Source organism: Microbacterium sp. SW12 (assembly GCF_055391095.1).
In genome coordinates this window covers 33,457-46,939 of sequence record NZ_AP024335.1, presented here as the reverse complement: position 1 = coordinate 46,939, position 13,483 = coordinate 33,457, and the positions used below count along the sequence as shown (strand labels likewise).

The window sequence follows — 13,483 nt, the reverse complement described above, 5'->3', positions numbered from 1 at the left end:
CATGTCGAAGGTCCTCCAGTCCCTGCCCATCGGCGAGCGCATCGGCATCGCCTTCTCGGGGGCCTGGACACCTCCGTGGCTGTCGCCTGGATGCGCGACAAGGGCGCGGTGCCCTGCACCTACACGGGGGACCTGGGCCAGCCCGACGAAGACGACATCGCCGCCATTCCCGGCCGAGCGCTCACCTACGGCGCCGAGGTGTCGCGGCTCGTCGACTGCAAGACCGCGCTCGTCGAGGAGGGCTTCGTCGCTCTGTCCTGCGGCGCGTTCCACATCCGCTCGGGCGGCCGCACGTACTTCAACACGACGCCGCTGGGCCGCGCCGTCACCGGTACCCTGCTCGTTCGCGCAATGAAAGAGGACGGCGTCGACATCTGGGGCGATGGCTCGACCTACAAGGGCAACGACATCGAGCGCTTCTACCGCTACGGCCTGCTCGCCAACCCCGCGCTGCGCATCTACAAGCCGTGGCTGGATGCCGAGTTCGTCCGTGAGCTCGGGGGTCGCAAGGAGATGAGCGAGTGGCTCGTGGCGCACGGATTCCCGTACCGCGACTCCGCCGAGAAGGCGTACTCCACGGATGCCAACATCTGGGGCGCGACGCACGAGGCCAAGACGCTCGAGCACCTCGAGGTGTCGCTCGAGACCGTCGAGCCGATCATGGGGGTGCGCTTCTGGGACCCCGCGGTGGAGATCGCCACCGAGGATGTCACGGTGACCTTCGAGGGGGGCCGCCCGGTCGCGCTCAACGGCAGGGAGTACTCCGACCCGGTGGAACTGGTCTTCGAGGCCAATCGCATCGGTGGCCGCCATGGCCTGGGCATGAGCGACCAGATCGAGAACCGCATCATCGAGGCCAAGTCGCGCGGGATCTACGAAGCCCCGGGAATGGCCCTGCTGTTCATCGCCTACGAGCGCCTGGTCAACGCGATTGTGAACGAAGACACGCTCGCGACGTACCACGAGCAGGGCCGGCGCCTCGGGCGTCTCATGTACGAGGGCCGCTGGCTCGAGCCGCAGTCGATCATGCTGCGCGAGTCGATCCAGAAGTGGGTCGGCTCCACGATCACGGGAACGGTCACGCTGCGGCTGCGGCGCGGCGAGGATTACACCGTCCTCGACACCACCGCGCCCGTGATGTCCTACGGCCCAGAGAAGCTCTCGATGGAACGGGTCGGCGACGCCGCGTTCGGTCCGACCGACCGCATCGGCCAGCTCACGATGCGAAACCTCGACATCGCCGATTCCCGCACGCGGCTCGAGCAGTACGCGAGCATGGGTCTGCTGGGCGGGCCGACCGGTGAGCTGATCGGTGCCCTCAAGCGCGGCGAGGCTGACGAGATCACCGAGCACGCGGCGCCCTATGATCACGACCGCGAAGAGCTCGCCGAGGCGACGGATGCCGCGGGCGAAGCTGCTGCATTCGACTTCGGCGCCGACTGAGTGGTGCCGACCGGCGACGGCTGAGCATTCGCCGATAAAAGTGCACATGAGTGTGCACTTTCTGCGATCATCGATGCATGCCCGAGATTGCTGTGCGCCCATCGCGCCGGGACGCCGTGCGCAACCGCGACGAGCTCCTCTCCTGCGCGCAGCGGGAGATCGCCCGCGATCCGCGAGCTTCGCTGGCCACGATCGCCCGGGCCGCAGGCCTCACGCGCCGCGCGCTCTATGGGCACTTCGCCGATCGCGATGCACTGGTGCGCGCAGTCATCGAGCGCGGTGCAGAGCGATTCAACGCGATAGCTCTCGGCGTCTCCGCCTCAGAACCGTTGGCTGAGCTGACCGAGCTGACCACCCGACTCTGGCAGGAGGCCTCCCTTGTTCACGCGTCCGCGGCGATCGCGCTCGAAGAGCGCTACCTGACGCTGACCGCGGCATCCCTCGCTCCCGTGCGGGCGCGGCTCGCGGCGATCGTCGAGTCAGGCCAGCGGACGGGCCGGATGCGGCGCGACATCAGCGCCGCCACCCTCACCCGCTTGATCGAGGAGACAGCGCGCACACTCATCGTGCGCTGGGACGAACAGGATGCCGAGGCCACGGCTCAGCTGGCAGTGCGTGCGGTGCTCAGCATTGCCGGGCTGTCTTGGCAGGATGTCGATGCCCGGCTGCCGAACGTAGACAAGGGAGAGGCTCCCGATGCACGTTGAACTCTCGGACGTCAGCAAGGGCCGGCGCGGGATCGCACTCCCGCACATGAGCCTCGGCTACGGCAATGGTGTCGCCCGACTCGCCGTCGCCGAGACCGAACAGCGCCCCACCGTTCTCGGTCTGATCGCGGCGGGCAGGATGACACCCGACACCGGCACCGTCCGGATCGACGGGGTTTCGGACCGTGGCGCGCTGCGCCGACGAGTAGCCCTCGTCGACGCGCCGGATGTCAGCGATCCCGCACCCAACGTCACCGTATGGGGCATCGTCGCGGAGGAACTCATGTTCGCGGGTCATCCAGCTTCGCCTCGCGCGGTGAAGCAGTGGCTGGTCGCCCACGACGCCGCTGCGCTCTCGCGTCTGCCGATCGCCGATGTGGCACCCGCTGCCCGCCTCCGGCTACTGATGGAACTCGCAGTTCTCCGGCCGGGGGTGGAGGGTCTCGTCGTCGTTTCGCCCGATCGTCACGGTGGTCACCCGCAGCGGTGGTGGCAGATCGCCGTGGGCTTTGCCGATCGCGGCATAAGCGTTCTGGTGATCGCCGGCGCGGCCTCGGGGGCGGTGCTTGCTGACATCGCTCCACGTGCCGAGCTCGGCCCACCGGACGAGAGCGCGCTCCCCGAGGAGGATCGAGCATGAAGGTCCCCGCCATGATCGCCGCCGAGTTTCGGCGCCTGACCGCGACGCGCATGTCGATCATCGCCCTCCTGGCGCTCATGCTGGTCCCCGTGCTTTACGGCGGCGTCTATCTGTGGGCGAATCAGGACCCCTACGGCAGACTGAGCGAGGTTCCGGTTGCCCTGGTGAACCTCGACACCGGGGCCGACAACGACGGCTTGCCGGTGAACTACGGTGACGAGGTCGCGGGGAGCCTTCTCTCCGACGGCAGCTTCGATTGGCGCGCGCTCGACGCGGATGCCGCCGCGAACGCCCTCGAACAGGGATCGGTGGACTTCACGGTCACGATTCCGGCTGACTTCTCGACAGCACTCGTATCGATCTCGGGTAGTGACCCCCACCAGGCCACCCTGTCGCTGGAGACCAACGACGCCAACAACTACCTCGCCTCAACGATCGGCGACCAGGCGATCGAGAAGATTCGTGCGTCAGTGGCGCAACTTGTCGGACAGGAAGCAGCGTCGCGCTTGCTTTCGGGGATCGCCGACATCCGCTCGAGTCTCGAGGATGCCGTCACCGGCGCGACCCAGCTCACCGACGGCACGAATCAGGCATCCGACGGCTCCGCTCGCCTGGCCGACGGCGCTGCGCAGCTCTCGTCCGGTGTCACACAGCTTGCGCAGGCTGCTCCGCAGCTGGCAGCCGGGGCAGCTCAGGTCTCCGACGGCACCGCAACGCTGGCGGGCTACGCCGACCAGGCCAGCGCCGCCAGCCAGCAGGCTGTCAACGAGCTCCCGACGGTTCGCCAGGACATCATTGACGCCCTCACCGCCGAGGGGCTGACGCCCGACCAGATCGACGCGGTGCTCGCCCGCCTCGATCCGCTTGCCGGGGCTGTGCAGAACGCCAACGCGCGGGTCCAGAGCGCTGTGTCATCCGTCGACGCTCTCGCCGCCGGCGCCGCGCAAGTCGCCGCCGGCGCACAGCAGCTCTCCGGCGGGCTTCAGGATGCCGCCGCCGGTGGGGCACAGCTGGATGCCGCATCCCGAACCCTGGCGGAGGGACTGACGCAGATCGACCAGGGGGCGGCGTCGCTGCGCGACGGCCTTGCCTCGGGGGTCGCGCAGATCCCCGATTCGGATGCTGCGCTTCGCGACGCGCAAGCGCAGACGATCGCCGATCCGGTTGCGGTGGAGACCGGCAAGGTCGCCTCGGCGGGGGATTACGGCGCGGGCCTGGCCCCGTTTTTCGCAGCCCTTGCCGGATGGATCGGCATCTATGCGCTCTTCCTGATCGTGAAGCCCATCTCGCGTCGCGCAGTGACCGCCCTGCACTCCCCGGTCCGGGTGACCCTCGCCGGATGGCTCACGCCGGGCCTTCTCGGCGGACTGCAGATGCTCGCCCTGTTCGGCATCCTCGCCGCGGCCCTCGGCTTCACGTTCTCGCATCCGCTGGCGACCCTCGGCGTGATGGTGTTCGCCTCACTCACTTATGCTGCGATCATCCTGGCCCTGAACGTGTGGCTCGGCTCGGTCGGCCAGTTCCTGGGGCTCGTCCTCATGGTGCTGCAGCTCGTGACGGCCGGCGGAACCTTCCCCTGGCAGACGCTGCCCGAGCCGCTGACCTGGCTGCACCACATCCTGCCAATGGGCTACGTCGTCGACGGGATGCGCCAGCTCATGTACGGCGGCGACATTGCCCGCGTCGGCACTGACCTCGGCATCCTGAGCCTGTGGCTCCTGGGTGGACTCGCGCTCGCGGCGATCGGCGTCTCGCGGATGACCCACGGCCGCACCCTCCGCGATCTCCAGCCGAGCCTGATCGGCTGACCCGGTTCGGGGCTGGCGAGCTAGGATGACCGTCTGACACCGAATCCCAGTCCCGCTGCGACGGCGTGTCCACCAGCCCCACCCGAGAGGCTTCAATGTCGAAGACCGCAGCCGCCCTCAGCGGAGATGCCCCGGACGCGCCGGTTCGCCCGCGCCTCGGCCGCCGCATCGGCCTCATCGCCTACAGCGTGTTCGTGGGGGTCGTCGTGCTCGCGCTGATCGCCGCGGGAGTCGGCGTGTGGTTCGTGAACCGCTCCTTCCCGCAGACCGAGGGAACGATCGCCCTGGACGGGCTTTCGGGCGCCGTCACCGTGCAGCGCTCCGAGCTCGGCATCCCGACGATCACCGCAAGCTCCACCGACGATCTGTTCTTCGCGCAGGGCTACGTCCACGCGCAGGACCGCTTCTGGGAGATGGACTTCCGCCGCCACGTCACCAGTGGCCGCCTGGCGGAGCTGTTCGGCGAGAGCCAGCTCGGCACCGATGCGTTCTTGCGGACTCTCGGCTGGCGCGAGATCGCCGAGCAGGAAGTGGCGGCGCTCGATGAGACCACGCTCTCGTACTACCAGTCCTACGCCGACGGGGTGAACGCGTATCTCGTGGACCGCGACAAGGCAGACATCTCACTGGAGTATGCAGTTCTCGGCCTTCAGAACGCCCACTACGAGATCGAACCCTGGACTCCCGCCGATTCGGTCGCGTGGTTGAAAGCGATGGCCTGGGACCTCCGGTCCAACATCGAAACCGAGACCGAGCGCGCGTTGCTCGCCACCACCTACACCGATGAGCAGGTCCTCGAGCTGTACCCGCCCTACCCGTTCGACGAGAACCCGGTCATCGTCCCTGAGATCACTGACGTTCCGGCAGCGACCGAGACGGCGGATGCCGCGACCGCCGGCATCCGGTGGACCGAGGTGGCCGATGTCGTGAGCGCCGTCTCGACGCTGATCGGCGGCACGGGCGAGGGCATCGGTTCGAACTCCTGGGTGGTGGCCGGCGACTACACCGACACCGGGATGCCGCTGCTGGCCAACGACCCCCACCTCGGAGCCTCCCTGCCGAGCGTCTGGTACCAGGCCGGTCTGCGCTGCTCCGTCGTGAGTGACACGTGCCCGTTCGATGTCAGCGGCTTCAGCTTCTCGGGCGTGCCCGGCATCATCATCGGGCACAACGCGTCGATCGCGTGGGGGTTCACCAATCTCACGACGGATGTCGTCGACCTCTACATCGAGAAGCTCGACGGCGACCGGTACTGGCGCGACGGTCAGCTGGTCGACCTCGACACCCGCACCGAAACGCTGAAAGTCGCCGGCGGTGAGGATGTCGAGCTGACCATCCGCTCGACGGTGCACGGCCCGATCGTCTCGGGGCTGACCGCGGACTTCGACGCGATCGCCGATGATCCCGTGACCGGCACGGCAGGCGCCACCGTGACCCCGACGGCTGAGCCCGAAGGGGAGACTGCCGTCAGCATCCAATGGACCGCGCTGCAACCGGGAACGACGGCCACGGCGATCTTCGAGCTGAACGCCGCCACGGACTTCACCGGGTTCCGCGCCGCCGCCGAGAAGTTCGTCGTGCCGGCACAGAACCTCATCTATGCGGATGTCACCGGCAACATCGGCTATCAGACTCCGGGGCAGCTGCCGATCCGCGGCGCCGGTGACGGGTCCCTGCCCCAGCCCGGATGGGACTCGGCCTATGACTGGCAGGGCTACGTCCCGTTCGCGGATCTGCCGGTGGCCTACAACCCCGACGAGGGGTACATCGTCACCGCGAACAACGCGATCGTCGACCAGAACTACCCGTACTTCCTCACTCGCGACTGGGACTACGGCTGGCGCGCGGCCCGCATCGACGAACTGTTGCAGCGCGCCATAGCCGAAGGGCCCGTCACCGCCGAGGTGATGCGCGGCATCCAGGCCGACAACCAGTCCGAGATCGGCAAGACCCTCATCACCGTGTTCGAAAACCTTCGGACCGGCGACGAGGCTACCGATGCCGCACTCGATCTGCTGCGGCAGTGGGACGCGCAGAACGACGCCGACTCGTCGGCAGCCGCCTTCGCGAACGTGGTGTGGGACGAACTCGCGCAGAACCTGTTCACGCGCGGTCGATCGACGCCGGTTCCACTGACAAGCCAGTCGCGACAGTTCCTCGTGGTGCAGAACCTGCTGGCAGACCCGGGTTCGCCCTGGTGGACGAACACCGAGATCGGCGTGTCGGGACAGCGGGACATGCTGGAGGCCAGCGCCCGCAGCGCGACCGAGATCCTCACGACGGCGCAGGGATCAAACCCACTCCAGTGGCGGTGGGGCACCCTGCACGCGATCACGCTCACCCACGAGACCTTCGGCACCTCGGGTATCGCGCCCATCGAGGCCCTGTTCAACCGCGGTCCGTTCCCGGTGGGCGGCGGCTCTTCGGTGGTCAACGCGACCGGATGGCCGCTCGGTGAGGGTTTCGCGACGACGACGGTGCCCTCGATGCGCATGGTCGTCGACCTGAGTGACTTCGACGCGTCAGGCTGGAACCACCTGACGGGCGCGAGCGGTCACGCGTTCCATGAGAACTACACCGACCAGACAGCAACGTGGCAAGCGGCAGGACTCATACCGTGGGCCTTCACTCGGGATGCTGTAACCGCTGCCACCGAGCACACCCTGACTCTCGAGCCGGCGAACTGAGCGTCAACCGGGACCAGCGCCGGTCTCGGGGCGGGAGGTCTCGATCTCGGCGTCGGCGAGTTCGTCGACGACGAGGTCATCCACGTCCATCGTGCGGTTGCGGTAGGCCTGGCGCCCCACCATATGAGCGGCCAGCGGCGATGCCGCGAGCTGGATCAGGATGATCGGCACGATGAACGCGACCACTGCCCAACTGCGCTGTGCGAGGGCGATCGCGACACAGACCAGGATGACGCCCAGGACCTGCGGCTTGGTCGCGGCATGCAGACGGCTCGGCACATCGCGAAACCTCACGAGTCCGATCGCCGCCGTCACACACAACAGCGCGCCGATCAGGATCAGCACGAGAGCGGCTCCGTCCAGAAGGGCCGCGATCTCAGCATCCGTCATTTCGTCACGTCCTTTCGTGCGACGAACCGTGCGATCGCGATCGATCCGAAGATGCCGACCGCCGCGATGATCAGGAGCACCGGCAGGGTGCGGGTGTGGTGTCCGATCACCATGTCGGCGCCGAGGATGCAGACAACCTCGGTCAGCAGCACATCGGATGCGACAGCGCGGTCAAGGATCGAGGGACCGACGACGATGCGCCACAGCGTGATGAGCGCCGCTGCCGTGAACGCGACGTAAATCGCGATGATCAGGATCGTCGAGATCGTCATGACACCTCCGCTTCCTGCGCCCGCCTCAGCCGTTCGAGCTGCTCGCGGGATCCGAATGCCCGGGTCAGGCGCGCCTCCCACGTGAGCGTCTCGCGACGGTGGGCCTCGATCTGTTCCTGGCCACGTACGCCGATGACGTGGAGGTACAGGATGCGGCGATCACGGTCGGCATCCAGCACGAGCGAGCCGGGAATCAGGGAACAGGCGATCGCGGTGTGTGCCATCAGCAGGTCGTCATCGGTGCGCAGCTGGACGGCGATGACGGCTGCGCCGGGCTGTCTGCGCAGATCGAGCACCTGCCACGCAACAGTCAGCGAACCGCGCACCAGTCCCGCGAGGAAGGTAACGACGAACACGAGCGCGTACCAGAGGTTCAGTCGGTTCGACAGTTCGACCACGGGCAGATGGAAAATGGTGGTCACAGCGACCGCAGCGACGAGCCCGGTGAGGAAGGCGAGCAGCGTGAACTGTCCCCACAGCAGCATCCACAGTGCGATCAGCCAGAGCAGAACGGGAAGCTGACGCCACAGGGCGGTGAAGAAGCCGACGGTCTCGGCCGGGCGATCTGTCACTGCTGCACCTCCCCGCTCATGTCGACCGATTCATCCAACTGCACGACGGTGATCGGCTCGAGCAGAGCCCCACCGACGCGCGCGCAGATCTCATACAGCGGCCCCGCAAAGACCGTCAGGGCGACACTGAACGCGACCATTCCCGCGGTCGCTGCCGTCATGATGCGCGGAATCACGCGGCGCTCGGTGATCGTCGTTGCCGCGGGTGCCTCCCGCAGGTAGGCAGTTCGCTGCGACGTCTCGGTGGAGTCGTCCTCCTCGCGCCAGAACGAGAGGTTCCAGGCGCGCATGAGGGCGTAGAGGGTGAGCAGGCTCGTGGCGATACCCGCGACGATGAGTGTCATCATCAGCGGCGTGCCGACCGCAGCGCCTGCGTCGAACAGCGCGTACTTGCCGATGAAGCCCGAGAACGGGGGGAGGCCGCCGAGGTTGACAGCCGGGATGAAGTACAGCAGCGCGATGACAGGTGCTGCCCGCATGAGCCCCTTGACCTTGAGGATCGAGGTGCTGCCGGCACGGCGCTCCACCAGGCCCACCGCAAGGAAGAGGGTTGTCTGCACCACGATGTGGTGGACCATGTAGTAGATCGTCGCCCCGATCGCCGCGGGCGTGGCGATCGCGATCCCGAAGATCATGTAGCCGACGTGGCTCACCAGCGTGAACGACAGGATCCGCTTGAGTTCGGCCTGCGCGACGGCACCCAGGATGCCGATCACCATCGTCGCGAGCGCCGCGATGAGCAGGATCGTATTGAGGTCGTTCTCGAGGAAGATCTGCGTTTCGGTGCGGATGATCGCGTAGACGCCGACCTTCGTCAGCAGGCCCGCGAACACCGCCGTGACCGGCGCGGGCGCCGTCGGATACGAGTCGGGAAGCCAGAACGAGACCGGGAAGACCGCGGCCTTGATCGCAAAGGCCAGCAGCAGCATGACGTGCAGCACGTACTGCGTCTCCTGCGGCAACTGCGTCATCCGGTCCGCGAGCTGGACCATGTTGACCGTTCCGGTCGCACCATAGATCATCGCGATCGCCGAGAGGAACAGGATCGACGAAACCAGAGAAACGACGATGTAGGTGATGCCCGCACGGATGCGTTGCTCGCTGTTTCCGAGGGTGATGAGCACGTACGACGCGACGAGCAGAATCTCGAACCCGACGTACAGGTTGAACAGGTCACCCGCGGTGAAGGCGACGAAAATACCCGCCGCGAGGATCAGGTAGGTCGGGTGGAAGATCGAGACCGGGGTGTCGTCGTCGCCGTCGGCGGCTCCCTGCCCGATCGAGAACAACAGAACGGCCAGCAGCACGACGCTCGAGACCATGACGAGCAGCGCCGCAAGGCGATCGACGTAGAGCACGATCCCGAACGGAACAGGCCAGCCGCCCACCGACACCGCGAAGGGGAGGTTCGACGCGTCGACGGCGACCAGCAGCACTGTCGCGATCGCGAGCGTCAGAACGAGCGTGACGACAGAGACACCCACCTGAACCCGGCGGTGGCGTCCGGCGACGAGCGCAATGGCCGCACCCAGCAGGGGCAGGGTGACCAGGAGCGGAACGAGGGCGGTCATGACCCTGATCCCTTCGTCCTGTCTTCCGCGGCTTCGGATGCGAGGAAGTCGCTCGTCGCATCGTCGTCTTCGGGTTCGATCTCCTGATCCATCTCGTCGTCGGCTCGCATGCCGCGTTCGCGAAGCGCGACATCCGCTTCGTCTTCATCGAAGGTGTCGGCCTGCCCCAGCTGCCACGAGCGGTAGATCAGGGCCAGCAGGAACGCCGAGATGGCGAAGGTGATCACGATCGCGGTCAACGTCAGTGCCTGGGGGAGAGGGTCTGACATCTCCTGGGGTTCTCCGTCGCCGTAGAAGGGCGCGATCCCCGGGCGCCCCATAACGATCAGCAGTAAGAGGTTTGCGGCGTTGCCGAGCAGAAGAAACCCGATGAGCACGCGCGTGAGGCTGCGCTCGAGCATCGCGTACACACCGGCGGCGAAGAGCACTGCCATGATGACGATCAGAACGATCGAGACGTTCACGATCCGCTCACCCCCTCGCGCGCAGCGACGGAGTTCACGGCAGCATTCGCCTGACGGTCGACCTCGGCGCCGAGACTGCGCAGCACATCCAAGACCAGCCCGATCACGACCAGATAGACACCGATGTCGAAGATCGTCGAGGTGACGAACTCGATGTGCCCGAGCACGGGAACCTCGGCCTCGAAGATGGCCCGGGTCAGCGGCTCGACGCCGAAGGCGAGCGGGATGATCGCGCAGGCAACGGCGATTCCCATGCCGATCCCGAGGAAGCGCCCCGCGTCAGTCGGCGCCGCAGCACCGAGTTCGTAGCGGCCCCCGGCGATGTAGCGCATCACCAGCGCCATCCCGGCAACAAGACCCGCCGCGAACCCACCACCGGGAAGGTTGTGCCCGGCGAACAGGAGGTACAGCGACACGATGATGATCGAGTGGAAGAGGATACGCACCACGATTTCGAGCAGGATCGACCGGTTCTCGGGACGCACGCGCTGCCCCGCGACGAGCCAGGCATTGCGGCCGGTTGGGCCGTCGGCATCCGTCTCGGCCAGCGGCGTGCGGCGACGCAGCGCGCGCTGAGCGCGCTGGACGATCGGCGCGGTGATCTGCGGCAGGGAATCGGAGCGGTTCGTGACGAACACCAACGATGCGACGCCGGTGGCGGCGAGCACGACGACCGAGAGTTCACCCATCGTGTCCCACCCACGCAGGTCGACCAGCGCAACGTTGACGACGTTCTTGCCGTACCCGATCTCGTAGGCAAGGTTCGGGAAGGCCAGCGAGATGGGCAGATCGACGCGGGCTCCGGTCGCCACGATGGCAACGCCGGCCATCGTCAGCCCGACGAGCACGGCCAACACCGCGCGGCCCGCAGCGAACGCCGAACCGTTATGGGCACCCAGACGCGACGGGATGCGACGCAGCACGAGCGCAAAGGCGACCAGGGTGACGGTCTCGACGAGGATCTGCGTGAGGGCGAGATCGGGCGCACCGCTCGTGGCAAACAGCACCACCATGCCCAGGCCCGTGACCGAGACCAGGACGACGCCGGTGTAGCGCTTGCGGGCACGAACGGCGATGACTCCTGCCGCGATCATCACCGGAGCAACGGCCAGTTGCACAGGCGTATGGAAGGCATCCAGGTCGGCCTGCCAATCGGATGAGGCCAACAACGCGGTGCCCTCGCCGGCCACGAGCACGAGGAAGATCGTGGCGACGTAGACCGGCAGCGATCCCCGCTGAACGAGCGTGGTCGTCAGCACCGAAAGTCGCTCGATCATCCGCAACGAGCCGTTATAGGCATCCACCGCCGTGAAGGGAAGAACGCGCCGGCGTCCGACTCCCCGCGCCGTGAAGACAAAGAGCACGGCACCGAGCGCGATCGTACCCAGCGAAATCCATAGGGCCGGCTCGAACCCGTGCCACAGCGCGAGGTAAGCGGGATGTTCCGGCGCAGGAACGCCCGACGTCGCGGCGGGCGCCAACTGTGCGTACGGCGTGAAAGCGACATCGAGCAGGGGAGCAGCGAAGCCTCCCCCGAGGCTGAGAATAGCCAAGATGACGGGCGCCGAAACGAAGCCGGCCGATGGCGCCGGCCACGAGACGGCGACGATGTCGCGCTTGGTCCAGAAGGCGCCCCACACGAACCGGATGCCGTACGCCGCGGTCAGGACTGAGCCGGCGACGACGGCAAGCAGCGCGATGAGGCCCCACACCGAGCCTCCGAGCGCCTCATCCAGGAGGGCGGCAAGAGCGCCTTCCTTGGCGACGAAGCCGACGGTGGGGATGATCCCGACCATGGACGCGATCGACACGATCGCTGCCGTGGCCAGGGCCGGCGCCTGGCGTCCGAGCCCGCTGATCTCACGAAGATCGCGGGTCGAAAGCTGGTGATCGATGATCCCGACGACCAGGAACAGGGCCGACTTGAAGAGGGCATGACTGAGCAGCAACGCCAGCCCCGCCAGCGCGGCATCTTGTGTGCCGTACCCGAGCACGACCATGAGGAAACCGAGCTGACTGACAGTCCCGTACGCGAGGAGGCGCTTGAGGTCTGTCTCGCGCAGGGCTTGCCATCCGCCCAGGAGCATCGTGAAGCCGCCGAGGCCGATCACGATCGGGTGCCACGCGGGGTTCTCGGCGAACACCGGCGCCAACACCGCAACGAGGTAGATGCCCGCCTTGACCATCGCCGCTGCGTGCAGGTACGCCGAGACCGGAGTGGGCGCTGCCATCGCACCCGGAAGCCAGAAGTGGAACGGGAAGATCGCCGACTTGCTGAGCGCTCCGACCAGCAGCAGCACGAGCGCGGCTGTCGCGACGGGACTGACGGGTGGGTCGGCGAGGATCTCGGACAGGCTCGAGGTTCCCGCCTGCACCACGATCAGGACGACACCGATGAGCATGACAAGACCACCGAGGGTTGTCACCAGGAGCGCCTGCAGCGCCGCCCGCCTGCTTGCCGCACGCCGGTTGTAGTAGCCGATAAGCAGGTACGACAGAACGCTCGTGACCTCCCAGAACATCACGAGCACGACGACATCGTCGGTGAGAACGAGTCCGTACATCGCCCCCGCGAACGCGAGCAGTACGGCGGCGAACTGGCCGAGGTCTTGTTTGCCATCGAAGTACCACCGGCAATACAGCAGCACGAGGGCGCCGACTCCGGTGACGATCAGCGCGAGCACCCACGAGAGGGTGTCCATCCGCATCGACAACGCGATGTCGAGGGGCCCGATCCAGGTGAACGACTCGAACGGGATGTCCGAAGCGAGCACTCGGGGAGAGAGCGCCGCGGTGTAGACGAAAGCCCCGAACGAGACGGCGGCGGCGAAGAAGAACGCTCGCGGCCCCCACGCCCGCACGAGCACCGGCAGGGCGAGTGACCCGATCGTGAACGCCACGAGAACGAGGAGCATGCAGGCCTCCTCGT

Annotated in this window: 10 protein-coding genes and 1 pseudogene; 5 read left to right on the top strand and 6 right to left on the bottom strand. The window is 67.0% G+C overall.

Going from position 1 to position 13,483, the window contains the following annotated elements; translation table 11 throughout:
- Position 1 precedes the first annotated feature (1 nt).
- From argG to MICSW_RS00200, 5 genes and pseudogenes are all read left to right on the top strand, one after another.
- Positions 2-1,443: pseudogene (argG, locus tag MICSW_RS00220) on the top strand (argininosuccinate synthase).
- A gap of 77 nt (positions 1,444-1,520) precedes the next feature.
- Positions 1,521-2,150, top strand: coding sequence for a TetR family transcriptional regulator (locus tag MICSW_RS00215; protein WP_464496438.1), 630 nt, complete (start codon positions 1,521-1,523; stop codon positions 2,148-2,150).
- The gene (locus MICSW_RS00210; RefSeq protein WP_464496437.1) at positions 2,140-2,790 is read left to right on the top strand and encodes a P-loop NTPase family protein; all 651 of its coding nucleotides are present in this window, start codon (positions 2,140-2,142) and stop codon (positions 2,788-2,790) included. The genes MICSW_RS00215 and MICSW_RS00210 overlap by 11 nt, the downstream gene beginning before the upstream one ends.
- Positions 2,787-4,598 carry a YhgE/Pip family protein gene (locus tag MICSW_RS00205; RefSeq protein WP_464496436.1) on the top strand — a complete coding sequence of 604 codons (1,812 nt, stop codon included), beginning with the start codon at positions 2,787-2,789 and terminating at the stop codon, positions 4,596-4,598. The genes MICSW_RS00210 and MICSW_RS00205 overlap by 4 nt, the downstream gene beginning before the upstream one ends.
- Positions 4,599-4,693: 95 nt before the next feature.
- Positions 4,694-7,285 carry a penicillin acylase family protein gene (locus tag MICSW_RS00200; protein ID WP_464496435.1) on the top strand — a complete coding sequence of 864 codons (2,592 nt, stop codon included), beginning with the start codon at positions 4,694-4,696 and terminating at the stop codon, positions 7,283-7,285.
- Between the two features lie 3 nt (positions 7,286-7,288).
- Here MICSW_RS00200 and mnhG read toward each other — a convergent pair whose 3' ends face one another.
- From mnhG to MICSW_RS00170, 6 genes are read right to left on the bottom strand one after another with little or no spacing between them, the layout of a single operon-like run.
- Complete coding sequence (gene mnhG / locus MICSW_RS00195) at positions 7,289-7,675, bottom strand: monovalent cation/H(+) antiporter subunit G (protein WP_292728112.1); 387 nt, start codon at positions 7,673-7,675, stop codon at positions 7,289-7,291.
- Positions 7,672-7,947 carry an MrpF/PhaF family protein gene (locus MICSW_RS00190; protein WP_228179242.1) on the bottom strand — a complete coding sequence of 92 codons (276 nt, stop codon included), beginning with the start codon at positions 7,945-7,947 and terminating at the stop codon, positions 7,672-7,674. Before MICSW_RS00190 ends, mnhG begins: the two co-directional genes overlap by 4 nt.
- Positions 7,944-8,519, bottom strand: coding sequence for a Na+/H+ antiporter subunit E (locus tag MICSW_RS00185; protein ID WP_228179241.1), 576 nt, complete (start codon positions 8,517-8,519; stop codon positions 7,944-7,946). Before MICSW_RS00185 ends, MICSW_RS00190 begins: the two co-directional genes overlap by 4 nt.
- The gene (locus tag MICSW_RS00180; RefSeq protein WP_228179240.1) at positions 8,516-10,090 is read right to left on the bottom strand and encodes a Na+/H+ antiporter subunit D; all 1,575 of its coding nucleotides are present in this window, start codon (positions 10,088-10,090) and stop codon (positions 8,516-8,518) included. The genes MICSW_RS00185 and MICSW_RS00180 overlap by 4 nt, the downstream gene beginning before the upstream one ends.
- Positions 10,087-10,554, bottom strand: coding sequence for a Na(+)/H(+) antiporter subunit C (locus tag MICSW_RS00175; protein WP_228179239.1), 468 nt, complete (start codon positions 10,552-10,554; stop codon positions 10,087-10,089). Before MICSW_RS00175 ends, MICSW_RS00180 begins: the two co-directional genes overlap by 4 nt.
- On the bottom strand, positions 10,551-13,469 hold the full coding sequence (locus tag MICSW_RS00170; protein WP_292728106.1) for a Na+/H+ antiporter subunit A: 2,919 nt from the start codon (positions 13,467-13,469) through the stop codon (positions 10,551-10,553). The genes MICSW_RS00175 and MICSW_RS00170 overlap by 4 nt, the downstream gene beginning before the upstream one ends.
- Between the last annotated feature and the right edge of the window lie 14 nt (positions 13,470-13,483).

Bases quoted from the DNA above. Each gene is read 5' to 3' on its own strand.
- MICSW_RS00205 (WP_464496436.1), top strand. From the start codon at position 2,787: ATGAAGGTCCCCGCCATGATCGCCGCCGAGTTTCGGCGCCTGACCGCG.
- MICSW_RS00215 (WP_464496438.1), top strand. From the start codon at position 1,521: ATGCCCGAGATTGCTGTGCGCCCATCGCGCCGGGACGCCGTGCGCAAC.
- MICSW_RS00190 (WP_228179242.1), bottom strand. From the start codon at position 7,947: ATGACGATCTCGACGATCCTGATCATCGCGATTTACGTCGCGTTCACG.
- MICSW_RS00180 (WP_228179240.1), bottom strand. From the start codon at position 10,090: ATGACCGCCCTCGTTCCGCTCCTGGTCACCCTGCCCCTGCTGGGTGCG.
- MICSW_RS00200 (WP_464496435.1), top strand. From the start codon at position 4,694: ATGTCGAAGACCGCAGCCGCCCTCAGCGGAGATGCCCCGGACGCGCCG.
- MICSW_RS00210 (WP_464496437.1), top strand. From the start codon at position 2,140: ATGCACGTTGAACTCTCGGACGTCAGCAAGGGCCGGCGCGGGATCGCA.
- mnhG (WP_292728112.1), bottom strand. From the start codon at position 7,675: ATGACGGATGCTGAGATCGCGGCCCTTCTGGACGGAGCCGCTCTCGTG.
- MICSW_RS00170 (WP_292728106.1), bottom strand. From the start codon at position 13,469: ATGCTCCTCGTTCTCGTGGCGTTCACGATCGGGTCACTCGCCCTGCCG.